The sequence below is a fragment of the Pseudovibrio sp. Ad26 genome, assembly GCF_001623285.1.
Classification (GTDB): domain Bacteria; phylum Pseudomonadota; class Alphaproteobacteria; order Rhizobiales; family Stappiaceae; genus Pseudovibrio; species Pseudovibrio ascidiaceicola.
The window spans coordinates 222449-243847 of the sequence record NZ_LMCE01000095.1 but is presented as its reverse complement, the minus strand read 5'-3'; the positions used below and the strand labels follow the sequence as shown (position 1 = coordinate 243847).

At 51.4% G+C, this 21399-nt stretch carries 20 protein-coding genes; 10 read left to right on the top strand and 10 right to left on the bottom strand.

Annotated features, from left to right (window positions below; genetic code table 11):
- Nucleotides 1-5 precede the first annotated feature (5 nt).
- Nucleotides 6-1850, top strand: a complete 1845-nt coding sequence (flgK, locus tag PsAD26_RS22470; RefSeq protein ID WP_084403781.1) for a flagellar hook-associated protein FlgK — start codon at nucleotides 6-8, stop codon at nucleotides 1848-1850.
- Between the two features lie 78 nt (nucleotides 1851-1928).
- Nucleotides 1929-3437, top strand: coding sequence for a hypothetical protein (locus PsAD26_RS22465; protein ID WP_208985811.1), 1509 nt, complete (start codon nucleotides 1929-1931; stop codon nucleotides 3435-3437).
- Between the two features lie 34 nt (nucleotides 3438-3471).
- On the opposite strand, the gene PsAD26_RS22460 is transcribed toward PsAD26_RS22465, so the two are convergent.
- Both PsAD26_RS22460 and PsAD26_RS22455 read right to left on the bottom strand, forming a co-directional pair.
- Nucleotides 3472-3858 carry a flagellar biosynthesis regulator FlaF gene (locus PsAD26_RS22460; RefSeq protein WP_084403780.1) on the bottom strand — a complete coding sequence of 129 codons (387 nt, stop codon included), beginning with the start codon at nucleotides 3856-3858 and terminating at the stop codon, nucleotides 3472-3474.
- Nucleotides 3779-4234, bottom strand: a complete 456-nt coding sequence (locus PsAD26_RS22455) for a flagellar biosynthesis repressor FlbT (protein WP_057462630.1) — start codon at nucleotides 4232-4234, stop codon at nucleotides 3779-3781. The genes PsAD26_RS22460 and PsAD26_RS22455 overlap by 80 nt, the downstream gene beginning before the upstream one ends.
- 447 nt (nucleotides 4235-4681) lie before the next feature.
- Between PsAD26_RS22455 and PsAD26_RS22450 the strand changes: the two genes are divergently transcribed.
- Nucleotides 4682-6301, top strand: a complete 1620-nt coding sequence (locus tag PsAD26_RS22450) for a hypothetical protein (protein ID WP_063300905.1) — start codon at nucleotides 4682-4684, stop codon at nucleotides 6299-6301.
- 210 nt (nucleotides 6302-6511) lie between these two features.
- Here the strand turns inward: PsAD26_RS22450 and PsAD26_RS22445 are convergent, their stop codons facing one another.
- The 4 genes from PsAD26_RS22445 to PsAD26_RS22430 all read right to left on the bottom strand — a co-directional run bounded on the left by PsAD26_RS22445 (nucleotide 6512) and on the right by PsAD26_RS22430 (nucleotide 9113).
- The gene (locus PsAD26_RS22445; protein WP_063300904.1) at nucleotides 6512-6976 is read right to left on the bottom strand and encodes a hypothetical protein; all 465 of its coding nucleotides are present in this window, start codon (nucleotides 6974-6976) and stop codon (nucleotides 6512-6514) included.
- A 192-nt stretch (nucleotides 6977-7168) separates the two neighbouring features.
- The gene (locus tag PsAD26_RS22440; RefSeq protein ID WP_057462627.1) at nucleotides 7169-7669 is read right to left on the bottom strand and encodes a flagellar protein FlgN; all 501 of its coding nucleotides are present in this window, start codon (nucleotides 7667-7669) and stop codon (nucleotides 7169-7171) included.
- Nucleotides 7666-7995 carry a rod-binding protein gene (locus tag PsAD26_RS22435; RefSeq protein WP_057462626.1) on the bottom strand — a complete coding sequence of 110 codons (330 nt, stop codon included), beginning with the start codon at nucleotides 7993-7995 and terminating at the stop codon, nucleotides 7666-7668. The genes PsAD26_RS22440 and PsAD26_RS22435 overlap by 4 nt, the downstream gene beginning before the upstream one ends.
- Nucleotides 7995-9113 carry a flagellar basal body P-ring protein FlgI gene (locus tag PsAD26_RS22430; protein WP_057462689.1) on the bottom strand — a complete coding sequence of 373 codons (1119 nt, stop codon included), beginning with the start codon at nucleotides 9111-9113 and terminating at the stop codon, nucleotides 7995-7997. Before PsAD26_RS22430 ends, PsAD26_RS22435 begins: the two co-directional genes overlap by 1 nt.
- A 249-nt stretch (nucleotides 9114-9362) precedes the next feature.
- Between PsAD26_RS22430 and PsAD26_RS22425 the strand changes: the two genes are divergently transcribed.
- Together PsAD26_RS22425 and dksA are read left to right on the top strand one after the other, a co-directional pair.
- A complete protein-coding gene (locus PsAD26_RS22425; protein WP_057462625.1) occupies nucleotides 9363-9800 on the top strand; it encodes a flagellar assembly protein FliX in 438 nt (145 codons plus the stop codon).
- Between the two features lie 158 nt (nucleotides 9801-9958).
- Complete coding sequence (gene dksA / locus PsAD26_RS22420) at nucleotides 9959-10375, top strand: RNA polymerase-binding protein DksA (RefSeq protein ID WP_057462624.1); 417 nt, start codon at nucleotides 9959-9961, stop codon at nucleotides 10373-10375.
- 359 nt (nucleotides 10376-10734) lie between these two features.
- Here the strand turns inward: dksA and flgH are convergent, their stop codons facing one another.
- The 4 genes from flgH to flgF are packed head-to-tail and all read right to left on the bottom strand — an operon-like array spanning nucleotide 10735 to nucleotide 14011.
- Complete coding sequence (gene flgH / locus PsAD26_RS22415; protein ID WP_057462623.1) at nucleotides 10735-11496, bottom strand: flagellar basal body L-ring protein FlgH; 762 nt, start codon at nucleotides 11494-11496, stop codon at nucleotides 10735-10737.
- Nucleotides 11496-12464, bottom strand: coding sequence for a flagellar basal body P-ring formation chaperone FlgA (flgA, locus tag PsAD26_RS22410; protein ID WP_063312187.1), 969 nt, complete (start codon nucleotides 12462-12464; stop codon nucleotides 11496-11498). Before flgA ends, flgH begins: the two co-directional genes overlap by 1 nt.
- 12 nt (nucleotides 12465-12476) lie before the next feature.
- The gene (flgG, locus tag PsAD26_RS22405) at nucleotides 12477-13259 is read right to left on the bottom strand and encodes a flagellar basal-body rod protein FlgG (RefSeq protein WP_057462621.1); all 783 of its coding nucleotides are present in this window, start codon (nucleotides 13257-13259) and stop codon (nucleotides 12477-12479) included.
- Nucleotides 13260-13270: 11 nt separating this feature from the next.
- Nucleotides 13271-14011 carry a flagellar basal-body rod protein FlgF gene (flgF, locus tag PsAD26_RS22400; protein WP_063312186.1) on the bottom strand — a complete coding sequence of 247 codons (741 nt, stop codon included), beginning with the start codon at nucleotides 14009-14011 and terminating at the stop codon, nucleotides 13271-13273.
- A 279-nt stretch (nucleotides 14012-14290) separates the two neighbouring features.
- On the opposite strand from flgF, the gene PsAD26_RS22395 reads away from it, so the two are divergent.
- From PsAD26_RS22395 to PsAD26_RS22375, 5 genes are all read left to right on the top strand, one after another.
- On the top strand, nucleotides 14291-14788 hold the full coding sequence (locus tag PsAD26_RS22395; protein ID WP_057462619.1) for a flagellar basal body-associated FliL family protein: 498 nt from the start codon (nucleotides 14291-14293) through the stop codon (nucleotides 14786-14788).
- Nucleotides 14789-14799: 11 nt separating this feature from the next.
- Nucleotides 14800-16023 carry a flagellar motor switch protein FliM gene (gene fliM, locus PsAD26_RS22390; protein ID WP_063312185.1) on the top strand — a complete coding sequence of 408 codons (1224 nt, stop codon included), beginning with the start codon at nucleotides 14800-14802 and terminating at the stop codon, nucleotides 16021-16023.
- Nucleotides 16024-16590 carry a DUF6468 domain-containing protein gene (locus tag PsAD26_RS22385; protein WP_063292779.1) on the top strand — a complete coding sequence of 189 codons (567 nt, stop codon included), beginning with the start codon at nucleotides 16024-16026 and terminating at the stop codon, nucleotides 16588-16590.
- Nucleotides 16587-17285 carry a FlaA gene (locus PsAD26_RS22380; RefSeq protein WP_063312184.1) on the top strand — a complete coding sequence of 233 codons (699 nt, stop codon included), beginning with the start codon at nucleotides 16587-16589 and terminating at the stop codon, nucleotides 17283-17285. The genes PsAD26_RS22385 and PsAD26_RS22380 overlap by 4 nt, the downstream gene beginning before the upstream one ends.
- 105 nt (nucleotides 17286-17390) lie before the next feature.
- Complete coding sequence (locus tag PsAD26_RS22375; protein ID WP_208985810.1) at nucleotides 17391-21395, top strand: hypothetical protein; 4005 nt, start codon at nucleotides 17391-17393, stop codon at nucleotides 21393-21395.
- Nucleotides 21396-21399 lie beyond the last annotated feature (4 nt).

Sequence of the window (21399 nt, the reverse complement as noted above, 5' to 3'; positions counted from 1 at the left end):
AGGGTATGGGTCTCGGAGCAGCTTTGAATGCGGCTATGTCGGGATTGTCGCTTACGAAGGCGCAACTTGCGGTTACATCGAGGAATGTCGCCAATGCGAACGTTGATGGTTATACGCTTAAGACGATTGTAGGCACAGAAGTTCACAATACGTCGACGTCTTCTTCCTCCGTTCTGACCAATCAAGTTCAACGACAAGTCAATACCCAACTTCAATCGGCCTATTGGGAAAGCCTGAGTGATACGGCTTATGCTACTCAATACAACGAATACATCACGCAGCTTGATCAGATGTTTGGGAAGGTTGGAGACCCAAGCTCAATTCCGAGTTTGATGAACAACTTCACAAATGCGCTGACGTCGTTGGCGACAGACCCCAGTTCTCAAAGTGCGCAGGAAGTTGCCGTAAATGCTGCTGAAGAGCTTTCCAGAAGCATCAATAATTCAGCCAAGCAAGTGCAGGAAATGCGCCGCGATGCCGATGCTGGAATTGCTGATGAAGTAACGCAGGTCAATTCCATCCTCAAAGAAATTGAGAACTTGGAAGACACCATTGTTGTTGAGCGTTCTGCAGGCCGGGAAACGGCTCATTTGCATGATCAGATGGACCGGCAACTGGAAGCTTTGACTGAAAAGATGGATGTTGAAATCAAGCAGGACAACGATGGCTTGCTACGGATATCAACTAAATCTGGAACCACGTTATACAACGACCGCGCATCAGAGTTACAGTTTACTCCGCGCCCTACGCTTGGCGTCGGTGTTGAAGGTAATCCGATTGAAGTGAAGTCGCAGTCTGGCGCTGTTATGGAGCTTTCATCATTTGACCTGAAGAGCGGTAGTATGGGTGCGCTCGTGGAGTTGCGGGATAATACCCTTCCAGAGACGCAGGCGCGTTTGGATGAGCTTGCAAGCCAGATGGCGTTGTCTTTGTCACAGCAGACGTTTGAAGGTGTTGCCGCTGATGATGGTGGGGCACCACCCGCAGCAACGGGTTTGAGTGTTGATACGTCCAAACTGCAATCTTCCGGTGATACGATCGAGCTTGAGTTTGATGTTAATGGAGAAAGCCGCAAGGTTACATTTGTTGCTGTGACCGACCCAAGTTTGCTTCCGCTTTCTTCGGATGTAACTGCTGACTCCAATGATATCGTGCATGGTATTGTAATTCCAGCGACTTCGACCTCGCTAGAAAGTCAGATTTCCAGTGCACTGGGCTCTGGGTTTGATGTTTCCGTTGATGCAGGTGGTGAGTTGAAAGTTCTGTCTCCGATCAGCCCGGGTACTATTGAGATTACTGGTCTTACAGCGAAAAATACGCGGACTGTTACCGCTGCTGATGGTGCCGAGATCCCGCTTTTTGTAGACACTAAGGGGGACGGCGGACCTTATACTGGGGCGCTGGAAGATGGTGGTCAGAAGACCGGCTTTGCGCAACGGATGACTGTCAACAAAGCTATTGTTGATGATCCAAGCCTTTTAGCGGGTGAGCCAGACAAGCAGAGCTCCGAGCGTGCAAACCTCCTGAAAAGTCGCCTGACTGAGACCGAATATACGTATGCGCCTAGCTCGGGGATCGGAGCAAAGAATGCTCCATATGTTGGGACGATCTCCGACTTTGGCATTGAGACTGTGGTTAAACAAAGTCAGATTGCGAGTGCGGCAACGTCAGCTGCGAGTAACTCAAAAGCTGTCACGAGCATCGCTAAGAATGCCTATGAAAACAGTTATAAGGTCGACGTAGATGAAGAGCTCGTTAAGCTAACTGAATTGCAGAATGCTTATGCTGCGAACGCTCGCGTACTATCCGCCATTGACGAAATGTATGATACACTTTTTAGAATCGCATAATGCTGCTTTAGGGATTGAGTTATTCAAATGAATACAATCGGTTATTCTAAATCTCATAGTTATATGCTTGATCTCCTTATGCAGCAAAAGACGCAGCTGGAGAATAAGTCTATTCAGCTGACTTCTGGACTGAAGTCGCAAACCTATGGTGGCATTAGCTCAGATTCTCGCATGGCTTTGGAACTGCGCCGTGAGATCTCGAATATTGAGGTTTATGAAGACTCTAATGCGATTGCGAGTATCCAGCTCGACTTAATGGGTAAGTCCCTTGAGCATATGGAGAAAATGCGCTCTGAAAGTGTGAGTGCAATTGATGAGAATAACTACACGCTGACCACCGACGGTCAGACGACCAGTCAGCAAGCGACCGAGATTATGTTGCATGAGACGATCTCGCAGCTGAATTCTGAAGTGAACGGATACTATCTGTTTGGCGGTAAGGATGCGACTGAACCACCCGTTGCCTCACTTGATGCCATAATGGACGGGCAGGGCGGTAAGCTTGGGCTTAAGGAGCTCATGAAGCGTTATGAGAATGCTCATGTTGGTGCGTCTGAAAATGGTCGCATCGAGTCGAGCGTAACGAGCCCACTCGGTGTTCCTACTCTCACTCTTCAGCAGGATAATGTTGAGGGATTTGGTTTTGAGATCACTTCCGTCTCTGCATCCTCTGCTGATGTCGCAGCAACGGTTACTCCAGAAGATTTGACGGATCCGTTTAATCCTCAAGGGAAAAAAGGAGCCTTCGCGTTCAATGACACCCCGGTGGTTGGGGATACCATTGAGGTTGAGCTGGAGCTTCCTGACGGTACCAAGTCTGTTGTAAAGCTGACTGCAACGGATGATCCTGATGCCGGTAACGGAACGTTCTTGATAGGGACGGGCGCTAATCCTACTCTGGAAAGTGCTCAGAACGCTCAAGCGGCCTTTGATGAGGCAATTAGTGATATCGCCAAGACTGAGCTTCGTGCGGTCGCTGATGTGCAGGCTGGTGAGGAATTTTTTGGTAATCACGGGCGGACTGATCCGGCGCCGAAGGTACCAAAAGCGGATGGCTCTGGTTATGAGACCGCACCTGACCTTCTGGTTGACTGGTATACCGGTACCGAGAACTCTGATGATCCGCGCTCAGACAAGGTTGTTCAGATTGATGACAATGTGCGCGTGGAGTATGGTGCGCGTGCCAACGAGTCTGCGTTTTCTGAACAGTTGCAGAACCTTGCCGTGTTTGTGGCAGCAGACTTTACAGCAGAGACACCAGATGATGCTGGGAGTGAGGCTGTTGCGAAATCGTATTATGCTTCGTTAGCGCAGAAGAGTGATGATGCGCTTTCTTTTGCTGGTGACCGAAATTCAGGCATTCAAAGTGTTGCCTCTGAGATGTCGGTGGTGAACACAACTGTGAAACGCACTGCCGAGAGGCAAAAGCAAGCGTCTCTGACGTATCATAACACGCTGACTTCGCTTGAAAATGTTGACAAAACAGAAGTTGGTACTGAGATAGCCGTGCTAAAAACAGATTTAGATGCCTCGTTTCAGGCAACTTCGATATTGTTGAATCTTACGATCACTGACTTCTTGAGATAACAAAAAGCCTCCGTAAAACGGAGGCTTTTTGTTATTATACGTTTGCCTTTTGGCCTCTTAATCCAGATGCAAGAGACTTGTTGATGCTGATCATTGTCTCTAATGCTTCTGGTTCCGCGCCACCCATCATTTCCATGGTTCTGTTGAACATAAACAGAGCCAGATTTGCGATGTTATTCTGAAGATCCAGAGGCAGTTCGCTGTACTCTGCGGTGGCTTCGGTTACAAAAATTGTCCAAAGTGTCCGATTGAATATGAGTGTCTCATTGCGTTCTTCGCGTGAAACTGTATCCCACTCACGTTGCAGCACAGAAAGGCGTGCTGCAGCTTTCATCAGAGCTTCAGCTTCCAGAGTCCTCGGATCCGCTGAGGCCGAGGTGTTTGCGGACTGCTGATATGCCTGAGTTGCTTGTTGATACATGACTTATCAAAGTCCTTTCATATTCAATCAATTTCTTGGCGAGCTTCAGGGCGCGATAGAGCTCTTCTCGCAAAATTGCGGTGCTAATCTCGCTGATAAGGTCGCGTGTGCTTGGTGCGGCCTGCAAGATCTTTCCGATCACATCGAAATACTCTTTCTGAGTGACCGTGATATCCTGCTTTAAATACATGACCTGCACTGCAAGGTAGACCTGCTGTGCCATGGTGCTGGCGTCTTCCGGCAGAAGGATATCCTTCTCTCGGAGAATAGGTGCATCTCCCTGAATGAAAAATCGTGCACGTTGCTTATCGTTAGTGATAAGTGTCTCACCAACAATCAACTTTTCTCCAGGTTTTAATTCGACCTTCAGTGCCATGCGGCCTCCTTCAAAGCACTCTTAACTATGATGGCAACCAAAAGGTTAATCTAGTTAAATCTTACGAGTTATTCAGCGATTTATTTCTAATTTTGCTTAAGTTTAGAGCTCTTCTGAATTGAATATGTAGAGTCGTCAATTCATGCAGCGCAACTTAAGCTATTGGGTGGGCTGCAGAAGAACAAATAGGCGGAAATATGCACAGACAATATTACGTAGCTGTCTGGATACCGGTGTTGAGTAAGTTTTTGACTTAATTATATAAAATTAAATTTATTTGCGAACTGGTGAGTGTGGTTGCTGCAATCCCTGATTTATTAAGTGCTTGTTAACACGTTCCCCCTTTACTCGCAGGACGGGTAATTGTACCCAATTAAAACTCAGTAATTATTTACTGCGTTTGTGACCCAGGAAGGGTCATTCATTATCCTAGAAGGGACAACTAAAATGGCTGATATTACACTCACCGCTGCGGTTCGCTCAAACCTGAGCACGCTCCAGAGCACGGCTAACCTGATTAGCGATACTCAAGAGCGCCTCGCAACTGGTAAGAAAGTTAACTCTGCCCTCGACAATCCGAATTCCTTTTTCACAGCATCTTCTCTGAACTCGCGCGCATCTGACCTGGGCAACCTTCAGGACGACATCGGGCAGTCGGTTTCTACTCTTGAAGCTGCCGACAAAGGTATTCAGGGTATTGATAAGCTCTTGGATGCGGCGAAAGGTAAGGCTAACCAGGCGCTGCAATCTAAAGATGCTGATACGCGCGCTAAGTATGCGTCTGAGTTCAACGAATTACGTACTCAGATTGAGGATATTGCCAAAGATTCCGGCTATAAAGGTAAGAACCTTCTGGGCGGCGACGGCAATGATTTGCTTGTGAAGTTCAATGAAGATGGTTCGTCTAAATTGAACATTGGGGCGGTTGATTACACTGATCTTGATTCAGAAGATGCTGCATTTAAGTTGGAAGGTATCTCGACAACCGTTGGGGAAGTCGAAGCTCGGGACTTAAAGCAAGCATTTACGCTCGGCGAAGTAGGGCAGATTCCGGGACAGAGCGGTTCAGCGACAACTACTGGCTTGACAGATGCGGCTGGTACGCCGGCCCCAATTGATGGCGATGAAACCGTTGGTGGTACTGGCGCAACTGGTTTTACCGATATTACGACTGGTGATGTCATTAAGGTCAAAGATGCTGACGGCAACTATCTGAAGGATGCTGATGGTAACGATGTTTCCTTTACTACATTGGGTACTAATACCTTACAGGAAGTTGGGGATGGTATTGCGCAGGCCTTGAGAGATGCTGGAGAAGAAAATGCTTCTGCAAGTATTTCTGTAGATGGTCAGCTGACGTTGTCCGGTCTGAAAAACTCTGTTGAACTCGAGCACAAAACGTCTAGTGGTACCGCTGGTCAAGCTCTTGATACGCTAGAGATCAGAGGTACTTACGATATCAAAGATACCAAGCTGTCTGATCTTGGTGCGTTTGAGGACGGTGACAGAATCTCATTCAAATACGGTGACAATGCTCGTCAGTATTTTGATGTTACAGATTCTAACACTGTCGAAGATTTGCGAGCGGCAATTGAAACTGCTGATGGTGTTGCGACAGAAGTTAATGCATCTTTCAAAGACGGACAGCTGATTCTTGATGTTGGTAAACAAGATCTCACTTTTGGCTTTGATGGAGCTGGAAGTGGCGGTGAGTTTGCTGATGCTGCGAAAAACGTAGTCGGCAAAGACCTTGATTCAGTTGCTGGTCGCGGTTGGGGTTCCGATGAGTTGATTGAAGAATCTCTTGATCAAATCCGTCAGGCTCAGTTGGATCTGCGTGCGCAGGCTTCTACTTTCGGTACAAACCTGTCTGTTGTAACCAACCGTCAGGACTTTACTGCCGATCTCATCAACACTCTGGAAGTTGGTGCTGGTAAGTTGACGCTGGCTGATTCCAACCTGGAAGGTGCGAACCTTGCGGCTCTGAACACTCAGAACTCCATTGCTACTTCTACTCTGTCTCTGGCAACTCAGGCTGGTCAGTCTGTGCTGCAGCTTATCCGATAAGCTTTGTTTCAGATTTAGAATTTGGAGAACGCGCTCTTTGGGGCGCGTTTTTCTTTTTGCGTTGGTATGTGCGTTGCTTTGCGTTTTTTTGGTGGTGGGCGCGTTGTTATGTGGTGGTCACTGGACAGACAAAAAAAGAGCCATGCTGCGGGGGCGGCATAGCTCAAGGGGGATAAGTCTGGTTTGCAGGGAGGATAAAGCCTGTGAGGCTTAGGCCTGCTTTGCTTGTGTTGGTTCGACTTGCTTGGCTTCGTAGATTGCAGGATCAATATCTTTATCTTCACCGCCTAAGCTGCGCTTTTCTTGTGCCTGAAGGACTTCATCCAGGAATGCGCGAATGCGGCGAGCTGTTTTGGATGGCAGTTCGTAAATGACGTCGCCTTCTGGCTCTTGCGTCATCGAATAGATGAGCTCATCTGACTCTTCATCATAATTGTAACCGCGTTCAATGCGGCTCTGGTCGTCCTTAGGTTTGCTAGGGATGACGCCGAGACGGGAGTCTGAGAGGTATGACTTTTCGGTGGCGGTTGAGTTATCCTCTGACTCAGAGGATGCAGTGACGGCCCGAGCGCCGGAGAGTTCGGTTTTGACCTGTTCGGTCTCCGATTTTACCGGTGCTGCCTGTGTTGTCAGTGCCTGATGTAAAAGCGTTGGTCTTTGTGTGACTATTTCCATAATGTCCCCCACGTGTTCAATCTCGGACAACTTTATGGGGAATGTTCTTAAATAAGATTAATCTTAACGCTCGGAATTTACTAAATATTTAGAGAAATGCGACTGAAAACCGCCAAATACCCCTATTTCTTAGGGAGGCTCCGGGCGGTCTTCAGGCTATTTCGTTAATATGCACGCTTAATATCGCGCTGTTCAGAGGGTTTGGTTAACGGCGATGCCCTGAGCGGATCTCTGTGGCGAGCTCATCATGCCGTTTGCGCCGTAACCTCTTGTCTTCATTTGAGAACCAACGGCTTTGGCAACGGTCTCGATGACGTTGTCTGTTACTGAACGTGCCGTAGAGACCACTTGCAGGTTGGTTTGAAGAATTGGCCGTAGATTACCGTGACGTTCGCGCATACGTTGAATGGACAGCGGAGCGAGGTTGCCAAGCGCGATGGCGTTTGCACTCGCCACACGGATGCCGGAGAGATATGACTCGATCGCTGCATGTTTTTTGGGGGCAACGGTTGGCAGCTCAGAAATTTGCCCTTCGCGTAGCAGCTCTGTTTCGGTCTCGATGATATCTACGAGGTTGTCCATTGCCGTCTCAAAATTTTCGCAGAAGACCTCGGCTTGCATCCGTGTCTGGATAGGTTCTTCTTCAAACGATACTGTACTTGGAACAGTTTCAGCGTCGTACTGGTTGGTCATACTGCGTTCTCTTGAAGTTGTAATAATTGCGAGTGAACTGAAGCTGCAATACCAATGCCGCCAGATTGAGACATTGTGTTGGCGTACTCGTTGATCAGCATGGATTTCCACGCTTCTGAGCCTTCGCCGTTGCCATAGGTCCCGCCTTCATCAAGGCCGGTGAACATGTTTTGCAACATCTCATTGAGGAATACGGTTTCAAATTCCTTGGCCTTTTCCATCAGCGGATCTTTGGCAGCTGGTGGTTTGCCTGCCTGATTGGCGCCCGCGATCAGGTCTGCAGAGCTTGTCAGCGCAGGTGAGGGCAGTTGTGCTTGTTGGAGCATTAGAGGACCTCAATTTCTGCCTGAAGGGCGCCAGCGGCTTTGATGGCCTGTAAGATGGAGATCAGGTCTCTTGGGCCGATGCCCAGAGCGTTCAATCCATCAACAAGCTGCTGCAGTGTGATTGTTTCGTTGACGAGTGCCAGCTGGCTATTGTCTTCAGTCACCTGCACGTCTGTGCGAGGCACTGCAGCCGTTTGGCCCTGTGCGAATGGCAGCGGCTGAACCACCTCTGGTGATTCAGCGATGGTGACTGTGAGATTGCCCTGGGCGACTGCGACGGTGGAGACTTTTACCTGCTGACCCATGACGATGATGCCGGAGCTTTCGTCAATCACGATCTTGGCCGGTAAATCAGGCTCTACGATCAGCTGTTCGATATCGGTGATCAAATCGACAATGTTGCCATCGAACTGTTTTGGAAGTGTGAGGCGAACGGTGGATGGGTCGAGTGGTTCTGCAGTCGGTAGGCCAATCAGCTCGTTAATTGCCACAGCAATACGACGGGATGTGGTCAGGTCCGGATTGCGCAGGGCCAGACGAATGGTGCTGAGAGAAGAGAGTTTGAACTCAACCTCCCGCTCCACAAGAGCACCATTAGGAATGCGGCCAGATGTTGGGACGCCGCGCACAACGGAAGCTGCGTCGCCCTGTGCTGCAAAGCCTGCGATTGCCACCGGACCTTGTGCAATGGCGTAGGCTTCTCCGTCTGCGCCCATCAGTGGGGTCACCAGCAGTGTTCCGCCCTGAAGGTTTTTTGCGTCACCCAGTGCGCTCACGGTCACGTCGATGCGGGTGCCTTGGGTCGAGAACGCTGGCAGGTTGGCGGTTACCATTACGGCGGCGGTGTTTTTTGTGTTCAGGTCTGCTTCGTTGGTGTTGACGCCAAGGCGTTCCAGCATTGCCTGCAAAGATTGCCGGGTGAATGGTGAGGCATTGAGAGAGTCACCAGTGCCCTGAAGGCCGACGACGAGACCGTAACCAATGAGCTGGTTGTCCCGGATGCCTTCAAAGTCAGTGATGTCTTTGATCCTTGAGGCTGCGTTTCCCTGAAGGGTCGCGCCCATAAGGACGATCAGTGCCGCTGCGGCGATTCTACGTAAGTTTGCGAAAGAGCGCATTGGTACCCGGCTGTTCAGTTCACACATGCCGGAAATATGCGAATTTTGTGCCAGTTTCGGTGCTGCGTTTGCTAATTTTTAACCTGCTGAATTTACTGGGTATTTTTAGTAGAGGGTGGATAAAAGTTAAAGCACTGCAAATTTTAATGCGGCAATTGTTGCCTGCTTGGTAAAGTTTTACGTGATCAGCTCGGCAAATGCGTTCGGGTTTAAGCTTTTGTCCAGTTCCATAGCTCTGAGGGTAAGGTCTTGCTTGTACGCAGCACTCCAGTTTCTGGTTTGAACTCCACGAGTAAAGTGGGTACGAAACGTCGCAAAGGTTCTGAAGGCGAGCAGGCGGGTGCGTTTGCCGTTGAGGAGGAGACCACCAGCGTTGCGCAGTCGCAGGCTGGTGTTCCAACACCGTCGCTGCAGGGTGTGGATTCTTTGCTGGCTCTTCAGCAGATGGAAGTTCAGGTCGATGACAAGCAGCGCGCTGTGCAGCATGGAAATAAACTTCTGGATCAACTAGATGCGCTGCGGATCGATTTGCTGCAAGGCAAAGTGCAGCCAGAGCGCCTTGAGCGGCTTGTTGGTAACCTGTCCATGCAGGTCAAAAGTGGTAACCCCGGTCTCGACAGAGTGGTCGAAGATATTGAATTGCGTGCAAGAATCGAGCTCGCAAAGCTGGGTCATTACGTAGAATAGCCTATCCATTTACGATAGTATCAAAGGTTTCCAACCGCATAAGTTGCTGAATACACTGAATAATTGTGTTCTTAGACAATTTCATCTTTTTAGTAGATTGTTGTTTCAGGTTCCTCTCGCTATATTCCAGCCGCCCATATAAATAGGCGGAGTTTCAGATGGCAGTTGATGTCGCAATTGATTATCGTCCAACACAGGATGAACCATTCATGAACGACCAACAGCGCGAGTACTTTCGTAGAAAGCTTCTTGCGTGGAAGGAAGATATTCTGAAAGAGAGCAAGGAGACCCTTGCTGCGCTTCAAGAAGAAAGCACTAATCACCCAGATCTGGCTGATCGTGCTTCTTCTGAAACCGATCGGTCGATTGAATTACGTGCGCGTGACCGGCAGAGAAAGTTGATTTCCAAAATCGACGCTGCTCTTGCTCGCATTGAAGACAAATCCTACGGCTACTGCGAAGAGACTGGCGAGCCAATCTCTGTTCGTCGTTTGGATGCACGACCTATCGCAACGCTTTCTATTGAAGCCCAAGAGGCTCATGAGCGGCGCGAGAAAATCTATCGGGATGACTGATCCTCAGGGAGACAGGATATCGCCTTTCAAGCTGTGGTCCTAAGTTTTTAGGCTCTAGTACTTGAAGTATGACTTTACGAGGGAAGCACGGCTTAGCTGTGCTTCCCTTGTTTTGTTTTGGCCGGACGTCGGTGTGCGGTGTTCTGGTGCACGAAAGAAAACGAGCCCGGCATGCTGGGGAGCATGTTGCCGAGCTCGCTTTATGTACCGCTCAAGCTGGGGAGCTTATTAAGCGGTTTGGGGTTCTTTGATTTCTTTTTGAGCACGCAGCGTTCATTTACAGTCACGCATCGCGCTCTAGCATCTTTGTTAGGGCGAACTCTTGTCGTTTGATTGAAACCAATCAAACGGAACATGCTCTAAAACGGAAGCACGATGTCCAGCACCTGACTGCCGTATTTAGGTTGTTGGGCAACGGAGATCTGGCCGCGTCCGCCATAGCCGATGCGTGCCTCTGCGATCTTGGTGCTCTCAACTGTGTTGTCGGATGCAATGTCCTGCGGACGAACAACGCCTGCCACGATCAGCTCGCGAACTTCGTGGTTTACACGCACTTCCTGACGGCCCTCGATGACGAGGTTGGAGTTGGGCAGTACCTGTGTCACGACAGCTGCGACGGTGGTCTTCAGGCTTTCTGTGCGGTCGATAGAGCCGGTGCCCTGAAAGTTGTCGGAGCTGTTGATTGATGCCAGAGCGTCAGCTGAAGCGCTGGCAGGAAGTGCCAGTGTGTTGATCGCGCCGCCGAGAGCGCCACCAGCTCCGGAATTCTTCGCATCACTGCGTGAGCTCTTCGAGGTGTTCTCAAACGCTGCTTTGTCGGAAATGGTGACGTTTACCGTTACGATGTCGCCAACACGTTTTGCGCGCTGGTCCTGAAAGAATGCTCTGTTGCCGGTGCGCCAAAGAGAGTTCGCGTTGTAGCGCTCTACTTCCTTAATTGGCATCGGCATTTGTACCGGGCGATAGCCTGGCTGCGTGCGTGGGTCCTGAATCGCGGTCAGAACAGGTTCTTGGCCAACTTTGGAAAGTTTGTCGGCTGTCTCGCAGCCGACGAGTGCAAACAGGCCAATCGTGAGCGCAGCATATTGCTTGATTTTGGTTGCTGAAGATATTCTCGGCATCAGCGGTTCTCCAATACGGCTGCGACCTGCGTTTTTGCGGTGGTCACGATGGCGATGTCTCTGCCGATGACTTCAGCAAGGATCGTTTTCTTTGAAATTGGGTTCACAATCTCAATCAGGTCATTTTTGCCGCCTTCAGACTTGGCTTTGCCCTGAGTTGTGATGTTCATGCCGGGGATCTTGTAGATCACAGTCACTTTAGCGCCGCGCTTGACGAGGATCGGTGCACTTACATCCCTTGGGGTGATGGTTGAGCCAGAGCGCATGTTACGGCGCACTTCCATTCCAACAAGATCAGCAGCTGCAAGAAACTCACGTCCGGCATAGCGGGAGGCTGGCTTGCGCTCCTCGCGAATGTCCTTGGCTGTGATGACCCTGCCGCGTTCCAGATTGCGTGCCAGAGTGGTGATGGACACCATCTGAGAGGCATTGCCAATGACGGAGATTGGCTTTCTCTGGCCTTCCTGCACCACATTGAGGATGGCTTTGAAGCGTGCGGTGTGCGGTGACCAGTTGATGTGCCCGATGGTTAGCGGTGAAATGGAGTTTGCGTCTGCCTGCATGTTCACCGGAAGTGGTGAGTGGTAGGAGATTTCAATCTCGTCCGGCTGCACGCTTGCACGTTCTGCAAATGCATTGCGCAGGATGTCAGAGATGAGCGTTTCATCTACTGGAATGGAAAGGCGGTGCACACTCACAGTGGTCAGGCCGTTGGTGTCGGCCTGAATAAAGCCGGCAGCTTGTGCCTGCTGTGCGATGATCAATGCAGACACGTTGCCTGTGGTGCCAAGGTCCGGGCTGCGAAAGATTGGTGTTTGAGCCAGCTCTCCTGCTTCGGTGTAGAAGTCACCAATGGTGACGACTGGTCCGGTTACGTTGACCGTTGGGCGCAGGGTTGAGGCAGCAAATGCGCTGCTGGCTGTCAGGGCCAGTAGTGCTGCAATGAGTGTGGTTGCCAACTTTCTCATCAACTCAACTCCTTAGCGAAGATTCGTTGTGGTGGAATACATCTCATCGGCTGCTTTGATGATCTTGGAGTTCATCTCGTAAGCACGCTGAGCAGAAATCAGATTGGAAAGCTCGGTCACAGCATCGACGTTGGATGATTCAAGATGGCGCTGAAGGATGTTGCCAAAGCCTGCGTTGCCTGGGTTGTCGGTCTGTGGCGGGCCGCTTGCCGGAGTTTCCAGGAAGAGGTTGTCGCCAATTGCTTCAAGGCCAGCTTTGTTTGTGAAGCGGGCGATTTCGAGCTGTCCAAGGTTCAGGACCTGATCGTTATCGTCCATGGCCTGCACGAGGCCTTGTACGTTGATTGTCAGGTCGCGGGCGTTGTCCGGAATTGTGATTCCAGGCTGAACTGTATAGCCGTCTTTGGTGACGAGCTGGCCTGTCTGGGAGCGTGCGAAAGAACCGTCACGGGTGAAGCCGGTTGTACCGTCCGGACGCTGGATCTGGAAGAAGCCTTCGCCGCGAATTGTTATGTCGTACTCGTTGCCCGTTTGGGTCACTGAGCCCGGTGACATGATGCGTGTGGTTGCTGCTGTGCGTACACCGGAGCCGATTTGTACGCCGTTTGGAACGATTGTGCCTGCATCTGATGTTTCGGTGCCCATGCGGCGCTGGTTTTCGTAGAGTAGGTCCTGAAAGTCTGCGCGCTGGCGCTTGTAGCCAGTGGTGCGCATGTTGGCCACGTTGTTCGAAATAACTTCGACGTTCAGTTCCTGAGCTTTCATGCCGGTTGCGGCGATGTGAAGGGCTTTCATTGGGCTGTTCCTTAAGCTTCAACCGATCCAAGTTCGCGGATGGAGCGCTGACGAAGTTCGTTGCGCTGCGACATCATCTTGGACACGCTTTTGTATTGACGGGTGATTTCAATCATGCGGGAGATTTCCTGAATGCCTTCCACGTTGGAGCCTTCAAGTGCGCCCTGGACGACAGTCGGGTTATTTGCTGGGATTGGGTTCAAGCCGGAAAACAGGTTTGTGCCAACGTGCAAAAGCTCTTGGCGGTTGTCGAAGGTGTAAACATCCAATCGGCCAAGTTGAGTCTGTGGGGTGGAGATCACGCCTTCTTTGGTGATGGTGATTTCACCATCTTCTGGATTGATTTGGATTGGAGCGCCGTCAGCGAGAACTGGCAGGCCTGCGTCTGTTACGAGCGTGCCCTCAGGATCAATGGCAAGGCTGCCTGCGCGGGTGTAAAGCTGCTCACCGCCTGCGCCAGTCACAGCCAGATAGCCGTCACCTTCGATTGCGACGTCGAGCGGATTGCCTGTCAGTTGGATCGAGCCCTGTGTCAGAACTGTTGCTGTCCCTACATCCTGCGTAAAGGACAAAGGGCGGTCCGGGCGCTGAAATTCAGTCGCCTGCGCGGTTGGCATCAAGAACTCTTCAAAGATAAGCCTTTGAGCCTTGTAGCCAGTCGTATTGATGTTAGCCAGATTGTTGGCCACCACATCCAAGTTCCGACGAAGGGCACTTTGGCGTGATAAGCCGATCAGCTGTGCGTTTTCCATTTTATGCTCCCCAGCATTGCAACAGGTCTCCCCAGACCCGCAGCGCCAAGGTTCTTGCAGGAGTTGTGCCAGTTTGAAACTTTGGCTGAATTCTGCTGTTTTGACGGAGGGAAGCGCAAATTATCTGTTAAGTATTTGATAAAATATGCCTACTTTAATTTCCTAGTGGGCAAAAATTGCTTAGTAATGACGGTATTAACCATTCGGTAATCAGTGTTAACCAATTAGGTTGCATTAATAGTTACTAAACTTTTAATTGCGATTCACCGGGACGCAAAAATGGCAGATGCGGAACTGCAAAATACTGAGGATGACGGTAAGTCCGGCAAACGCAAGATCGTTATCGGAGCGATTGCTGGCGTCTTGCTGTTAACCCTTGGTGTGGGCGGTGCATATGTCATGGACTGGATCAATCTGGGCGACACAGCCACCGTCAAACGGGCGGATGGCACTGTTGAGCAGATCCAAACCAAGCCTGTCGTTTTTTACGATCTGCCAGAAATGACGGTGAACCTTTCTACCCAAGGCCGTACGACCTACCTGAAAGTCCGCATCGCTCTTGAAGTTGAGAGCGACAGCATGGTTTCTCAGGTGGAGCCTTATCTTCCGCGCATTCTTGATGCTTTCCAGATTTATCTGCGTGAGTTGCGCCCTGCTGATCTGGAAGGATCTGCCGGACTGTTCCGCTTGAAGGAGCAACTTCTGCGCCGCATCAACTCTGCAATCTATCCAGCCAAGGTTGAAGGGGTTCTCTTTAAAGAGATCCTGATCCAGTAGGGGAGCGGCATATGTCAGATACCGATACTCTCCCTGAAAATATGGATGATGCCTGGGACACCGCTCTTTCTGAAGCTGAGGGCGGTGACAGCGATGAGGATCTTGCCGCGGCGTGGGGCGCTGCGCTTCAGGAGCAAGGCGTAGAAGGCGGTGAAGAGGCCGCAGCTCAATGGGCTGCGATGATCGACGACAGCGAGCCGGATGTAGAGAGCGCGTCTCGTGGTGCGGACCGTATTCTGAATCAGGAAGAGATCGACAACCTTCTGGGCTTTACGCTGGATGGGTCTCTGGCTGGTGATGAAGGCGGTATTCGTGCGCTGATCAATTCGGCAATGGTGTCTTACGAGCGCTTGCCGATGCTGGAGATCGTGTTTGACCGTCTCGTACGTCTCACAACGACATCTCTGCGTAATTTCACATCGGACAATGTAGAAGTCTCTTTGGACTCCATGACCAATGTGCGTTTTGGTGACTACCTGAACTCAATTCCACTTCCGGCGATCCTTGGTGTGTTCAAGGCCAAGGAATGGGATGGCTTTGGGCTTGTCACCGTTGAAAGCTCTCTGATCTATTCCATCATTGATGTGTTGCTTGGTGGTGGCCGTGGGTCTTCACCTACACGCGTTGAAGGGCGGCCATACACCACGATTGAGAGCAATCTGGTGCGCCGGATGATCGAGATTATTCTGCTGGATGCGGAGCAGGCTTTTGGCCCGCTGTCTCCGGTGAGCTTCCCGCTTGAGCGCCTTGAGACGAACCCGCGCTTTGCCGCGATTTCCCGTCCTGCGAATGCCGCCATCATGGTTGAGCTGCGTATCGACATGGAAGATCGCGGCGGTAAAGTTGAGATTGTGCTGCCTTACGCGACCCTTGAACCAATCCGTGACCTGCTTCTGCAGATGTTCATGGGTGAGAAGTTCGGGCGTGATCCTATTTGGGAAGAGCACCTTGCCACTGAGGTTTATTCCTCAGAAGTACAGGTTGATGCTGTCCTTTATGAAAACACCATCCCGCTCCAGCGGGTGTTGAATCTGGAAGTTGGTCAAACCTTGCTGTTTGATACCGGCCCTCGTGATCCTGTTCAGGTGAAGTGCGGGGGCGTGGCTTTGACAGAAGGCCTTATGGGCCATGTTGATGACCGAATTTCCATCGAAATTTCAAAGAAGCTGAAGCAACCGAAAATGACGCTTGCCGCTTTTGAAAAGTCCCTGCAAAGCGAACTGGAGACAAACTAGATGTCCCTAGGTCTTATTATTGAATGCATCGTTGCGGTTCTTCTTGTGATTACCATTGGGTATTGCTGGACGCTTAACCGTCGCCTAAGCCGTCTCCGCTCCGATGAAGAGTCCTTGCGCGCAACCATTTCTGAGCTGATTACAGCAACGGAAATTGCAGAGCGTGCGATCATGGGTCTCAAGTCCACTTGCGGAAATGCAGACCGTACTCTTGGTGTGCGTCTGGGTGAAGCTGAGGCGGTTTCCCGCAAGCTGACTAATCAGTTGGGAGCCGGCGAAGATGTGCTGGACCGCATTGGCGGTGTTGCAGATCGTGCGCTTGCTGATCGTGATACCCGTGTGGCCGCACCAGCAGCTCCAATGTCCCGCACTTATGAAACCGCAGCGGAGGGACTTGCTGCCGGGATCATTGCGGAACAGGAAACGATGCATCCGGCTGAAACGCGCAGTGCACCAGCTCCTAAAGCTGCGACCCGTTCTGTGACCCGCGACATTCGTGAAGCTGCAAATGAATCAGCCGCGCGTCTTGAGCGCTTCCGCAGACAAGCGCAGGACCGCGTAGCATGAAACTAAGGCTCCTTCCGATTGTCGTTTTTGCTGGTAGTGCCCTTTTGGTTTTGAAACTTCTTGGTTTCTTTCTAGGTGATACTTATCCGATTGGTGCTGTTCGTGTTGCTGATGCTCAGCAGTCGGAAGTGGCGAAGGCTGAGGAAGAGGCACCTGCTACTCCAAACGTTCTTCCCAATCCATCCGGCGTACGGAAGATCCAGGTCGCTCAGAATACAAGTGGTGTGAAGGAAAGTGGTGTTCCAACGAACTCCGTTTCTGAACTTGCCGTTCTCAATAGTCTTGGCAATCGCCGCGATGTGCTGAACCAGCGTGAAAGTGATCTGGAGCTTCGCGAGCAGGTTCTTGCAGCTGCTGAGGCGCGTTTTAATAAGCGCTTTCAGGAGCTTAAGGCACTTGAAGCGAAGATCGATTCAGAAGTTGAGCGCAAGGAAATGCAGGCTGCGGAAGAGATCCTGGATCTGGTGAAGATCTATGAAAGCATGAAGGCTAAAAACGCCGCTCGGATCTTCAACCGTCTGGATCTGGACATCATGCTGAAGGTTGTGAAGGAGATGCAGCCGCGGAAGATGGCGGATGTGCTTTCTGAGATGGATCCGGAAATGGCAGAGCAGCTGACAATTGCACTGGCAGCAGGCGAGAGCCGCAATGTGAAGACGACTTCTACAATTCTTCCGAAGATTCAGGGGAATTAGCTGAGTAAATTGGCGATTTTTCGCTCTTGGCTCAGGAGTCTGTAAGCTTGCGTTAATAGCCAATTGTTACAGATACCTAATTAATTTTAGGAGTAAGACTCAGGCATGGGCGATTTTGGGGGCGACCTTAAAGATAAGCAGAAGCGTTCCTTTCTGCGCGCCACTTTACCTTTTGTGCCGCGCCGTGCATTGCATGGAGCACGCATTGTGAGGGTAAAGGGTAAGGCTTGGCTTGTCTCCTTCATGCTCGCCACGACTGCTTTAGGGGGCAGTGTTTTAAGTGCTTGGGCTGAGCCAGCCTCTGCTGTTCTTGAAGTTGAAGACACCGGCAACTTTGCTCGCATGGTGATCACGTTCCCGGATCGCTCATTGTTGCCGCCCTATGAGGCTTCCATTTCCACCAGTGTCCTGCGCATTTCCTTTCCGGAAGGCATTGCAGCGGATGTTGATGATGTGCCGGAAGCTTTGATGGACTACATCTCCATTGCTCGTGCTGATCCTGATGGTGCTGCGCTGCGTTTTGCATTACGGCAGCCGGTTAACATCAACAGTATGGAAGCTGGTGAGAAGCTCTTTATTGATCTGCTTCCCGCCAATTACGAAGGCCGTCCCCCGTCTTTACCACAGGATGTGGTCGATGAGCTTGCCCGACGGGCTGCGGAAGCTCTTGAACGTATTCGTGTGCTGGAAGAAGCGAACGCGCTTGAAGATCAGGAGATCAAGGTCAAGCTGCGGGTTGGTACGCATCCAACATTTACGCGCCTGATCTTCGATTGGAATGTGAAGGTTGGCAGTGCGTTTGAGCGCAACGGAAACAATATTCGCGTCAAGTTTGATCAGACAGCTGATCTGGATTTGTCTCAGTTCAAAGCAAGTCTACCGGGTACTGTGTTGGATGTTGGCTCCCAAACCCGTGATAATGATCTGATCTTCAACATGATTGTTGATCCGAGTGTTGATGTGCGATCTTTTCAGGAGGGGAAGCAGCTGATTGTTGATGTCACACCTGAAGACATCGGCCAGTTGGATCCACGGGTTTCTGAAGTTCGCGATGAGCTTTTTGGCAATGGGGATGTGCCACGAGGTGCTTCGAATGTCATAAACACGCTTGGTAATAAAGATGCAGCACCCGCTGCAACTGCGCCTGCCGTGTCTGCTGCTGTTGATCAGGCTCCGGTTGCTGCTCCGGGCAGTCTGTTTCCAACGCCTCAACCTGTACAGACTGCTCAAACCAGCGTGAATGATGGTCTTGATTTTCCGCCGATGCCGTTGCCAGTTGAAAAGCCGGAACTGGAACGCATAGGTGAGCCGGTTGACCGGTTGGCTCCAGCAGACATTCCTCAATCAAAGCCTTCAAAAGAGGATCTGCGGGCTGAGGTTAACAAAGAGCCAGATCCTGTTGAAGCTGTTGTCGTTAATGCGCAACCTGTTCGCCGTGTGAAACCGGAACCTGCGCCTAAAGCCAGTGTGGCACCTGCTGCTGAAATCATTCCGGAAGGCGACCTCATTGCCGAGGTTGTGAATGCAGGCGGGCAGACCTCAATACCAGTGACACTAGCTTCTGAGCAGGAAGGAAGCGCGGCTGCTGTTCCGGCTACGGCAACTGTTGTTGCTGACGCTGACGATGAGTTGCCGATTGCGCGTCGTGCTTCTGCTGAATCAATCATTCAGGAAGAAAATGATGTAGCAGCGCGTGTTGTTGGCGTTGAAACGTACCGCATTGGTGATACCGTTCGTCTGGTGTTTCCGTTTGAGAATGAAGTTGGCGCTGCTGTCTTCCGCCGCGATGAAAAAGTCTGGGCGGTGTTTGATAGCGAAGAAAATCTGGACGGTCGCGGTATTCCTGCTGTTTTGAGCGATCTTGCACGCAAGGTGGAACTTGATGAAGTTGATGGCGCGCAGGTGCTGCGGTTTGACCTGAAGCGGACCACGTTGATTTCCATCGAGTATCAGGATGATGCCTGGGCGATCACTTTGGGGCCGTCGATCTCGACAAAGACTGAACAAGTTGATGTTGAGCGGAACGTGCAGGGTGATGGCTCGAATGTTCTGCGCCTGCCATTTGGTGCGAGTGGACGATTGCATGTGCTGACTGACAAGAGTGTCGGCGACCGGATTTATGTGGTCAGTGGTCCAGCGCCTGTTCGTGGCATTTTGAAATCGCACCGGTTCCCTCAGGTTCAGATTCTGCGCAGCTCTCAAGGGCTTGCCGTTGTTCCAAGTGCTGATGGCATTGATGTTGAGTTGTCGGGCGAAGATCTCGTGATCTCCAGACCTGACGGATTGAAGATTTCGAACCGTGGTCTTTCCAAAGGCACCACGATTGGCGCTCATGTTAAGGACCCGACACAGCCGGGCCTGATTGAATTTGCACAGCTAGACCAGCAAAAGCCTGAGGATTACATGCAGGGCCTTCGGGCGCATGAAGATGCGATTGCGAAGGCTGATCCGGAGCAGTTGAGTGGTCCGCGGCTGGACATGGCACGGTTTTTCCTCTCCAGCGGGTTTGCGCAGGAGGCCATTGGCACCTTGCGCATCATGGAAGAGGATGATCCTCTCATTGAGAAAGACGCCACCTTCAACGTGATGATGGGTGCCGCGCAGATGTTGGCGTCGCGACCGGGTGAGGCACTCGAGTATCTTGCGGCTCCTGAACTTGCCAGCAGTCCTGATGCAGCGGTGTGGCGGACCTTTGCGCATTCCTCACTGGGGGACTGGCAGGGTGCTCATGCAAATCTTGGGCGCGGGTTGGCTGTTATGGCCAATTATCCGGTGATGTTGCAGGTGTACTTCAACCTTGCGGCTGCCAAGACGCATCTGGCTCTTGGCAACTATGGTCGGGCGTTGGGGGCTTTGTCGCAGATTGAGCCTTCTGATGTGAATGAAGAGCAGGCCATTCAGTATGACTTGCTACGCGGACGGATTGCGGATGCTTCTGGCCGCTCGCAGGAAGCGCTGGATGTGTATGATCTGGTGGTGCGCTCCAGTGATGGGCCGGAGGCTGCTGAAGCCAAGTTCCTGAGTGTGAAGCTGCGGTACCGGGATGGTTTGATTGACGCGGATGAAGCTCTCTCCGAACTGGAGGGACTTGCTGCGTCGTGGCGTGGTGATGAAACTGAGCTGAAAACACTGCGGCTGATGGCTCAGCTGCATGCGCAGGAAGGTAATTACCGCCGGGCCTTTGAGGCGATGTCTCAGGCTGTGCAATCTGATGCAGGCGCGGAAATCACTTCGAACATTCAGCAGGAAATGGGATCTGTCTTTGCGACGCTGTTCCTTGAAGGCAGGGCACAAGCTCTGGAGCCTGTGAAGGCGCTTGCGCTGTTTTATGATTTCCGTGAATTGGTGCCAGCTGGCCGTCAAGGTGATGAGATGGCGCGGATGCTGGCCAGTCGTCTGATTGATATGGATCTGCTGGATCAGGCTGCCTCTGTTTTGCGGCATCAGATCGACAAGCGCCTGAAAGGTGCTGCGCGGGCGCAGATCGCTGCTGATCTGGCTGTTGTTTATCTGCTGAACCGGAAGCCGGAAGAAGCGCTGCGGGTGCTTTCGCAAACGCGTCAGGGGCAATTGCCGGCTGCTTTGCAGCGCCAGCGAAATATTGTAGAGGCGCGTGCTTTGAGTGAGAGCGGACGTCCTGATCTTGCTCTGGAGCTGGTGCGTAACATGTCTGGCTCTGACGTGGATCGTTTGCGGGCTGATACGCTTTGGTCGGCGCGGTCCTGGCGTAAGGCTGGCGAGCAGCTGGAGCAGATGAACGGAAGTCGCTGGTCTGATGAGGTACCGCTTGCGGACCATGAGCGTGTTGATGTTATCCGCGCGGCGATTGCCTATACGCTGGCTGAAGACAGCTTGGGTCTTGAGCGACTGCGCCAGAAGTACTCGCAGAAAATGAGCGAATCTCCGCAGGCTGAAACATTTGAGATTGTGACGCGGCCTATCGATGATCGCGGCGTCGAGTTCCTGAATGTTGCCAAGTCGGTTGGCGGAGGGGATAGTCTGGTCTCCTTCCTTGAGGAGTACAGACGCCAATACCTCTCAGCAACGCCGATTATTCCGACTGAGGAAGCATGGCTTTATCCTGAGGATGGCGATGGGGGAGCTGCTTAAGCAG

What these genes read in the sequence shown, in the direction of transcription:
- flgK (WP_084403781.1), top strand. Translation starts at nt 6, where the DNA reads ATGGGTCTCGGAGCAGCTTTGAATGCGGCTATGTCGGGATTGTCGCTT.
- PsAD26_RS22465 (WP_208985811.1), top strand. Translation starts at nt 1,929, where the DNA reads ATGCAGCAAAAGACGCAGCTGGAGAATAAGTCTATTCAGCTGACTTCT.
- PsAD26_RS22460 (WP_084403780.1), bottom strand. Translation starts at nt 3,858, where the DNA reads ATGTATCAACAAGCAACTCAGGCATATCAGCAGTCCGCAAACACCTCG.
- PsAD26_RS22455 (WP_057462630.1), bottom strand. Translation starts at nt 4,234, where the DNA reads ATGGCACTGAAGGTCGAATTAAAACCTGGAGAAAAGTTGATTGTTGGT.
- PsAD26_RS22450 (WP_063300905.1), top strand. Translation starts at nt 4,682, where the DNA reads ATGGCTGATATTACACTCACCGCTGCGGTTCGCTCAAACCTGAGCACG.
- PsAD26_RS22445 (WP_063300904.1), bottom strand. Translation starts at nt 6,976, where the DNA reads ATGGAAATAGTCACACAAAGACCAACGCTTTTACATCAGGCACTGACA.
- PsAD26_RS22440 (WP_057462627.1), bottom strand. Translation starts at nt 7,669, where the DNA reads ATGACCAACCAGTACGACGCTGAAACTGTTCCAAGTACAGTATCGTTT.
- PsAD26_RS22435 (WP_057462626.1), bottom strand. Translation starts at nt 7,995, where the DNA reads ATGCTCCAACAAGCACAACTGCCCTCACCTGCGCTGACAAGCTCTGCA.
- PsAD26_RS22430 (WP_057462689.1), bottom strand. Translation starts at nt 9,113, where the DNA reads ATGCGCTCTTTCGCAAACTTACGTAGAATCGCCGCAGCGGCACTGATC.
- dksA (WP_057462624.1), top strand. Translation starts at nt 9,959, where the DNA reads ATGGCAGTTGATGTCGCAATTGATTATCGTCCAACACAGGATGAACCA.
- flgH (WP_057462623.1), bottom strand. Translation starts at nt 11,496, where the DNA reads ATGCCGAGAATATCTTCAGCAACCAAAATCAAGCAATATGCTGCGCTC.
- flgA (WP_063312187.1), bottom strand. Translation starts at nt 12,464, where the DNA reads ATGAGAAAGTTGGCAACCACACTCATTGCAGCACTACTGGCCCTGACA.
- flgG (WP_057462621.1), bottom strand. Translation starts at nt 13,259, where the DNA reads ATGAAAGCCCTTCACATCGCCGCAACCGGCATGAAAGCTCAGGAACTG.
- flgF (WP_063312186.1), bottom strand. Translation starts at nt 14,011, where the DNA reads ATGGAAAACGCACAGCTGATCGGCTTATCACGCCAAAGTGCCCTTCGT.
- PsAD26_RS22395 (WP_057462619.1), top strand. Translation starts at nt 14,291, where the DNA reads ATGGCAGATGCGGAACTGCAAAATACTGAGGATGACGGTAAGTCCGGC.
- fliM (WP_063312185.1), top strand. Translation starts at nt 14,800, where the DNA reads ATGTCAGATACCGATACTCTCCCTGAAAATATGGATGATGCCTGGGAC.
- PsAD26_RS22385 (WP_063292779.1), top strand. Translation starts at nt 16,024, where the DNA reads ATGTCCCTAGGTCTTATTATTGAATGCATCGTTGCGGTTCTTCTTGTG.
- PsAD26_RS22380 (WP_063312184.1), top strand. Translation starts at nt 16,587, where the DNA reads ATGAAACTAAGGCTCCTTCCGATTGTCGTTTTTGCTGGTAGTGCCCTT.
- PsAD26_RS22375 (WP_208985810.1), top strand. Translation starts at nt 17,391, where the DNA reads ATGGGCGATTTTGGGGGCGACCTTAAAGATAAGCAGAAGCGTTCCTTT.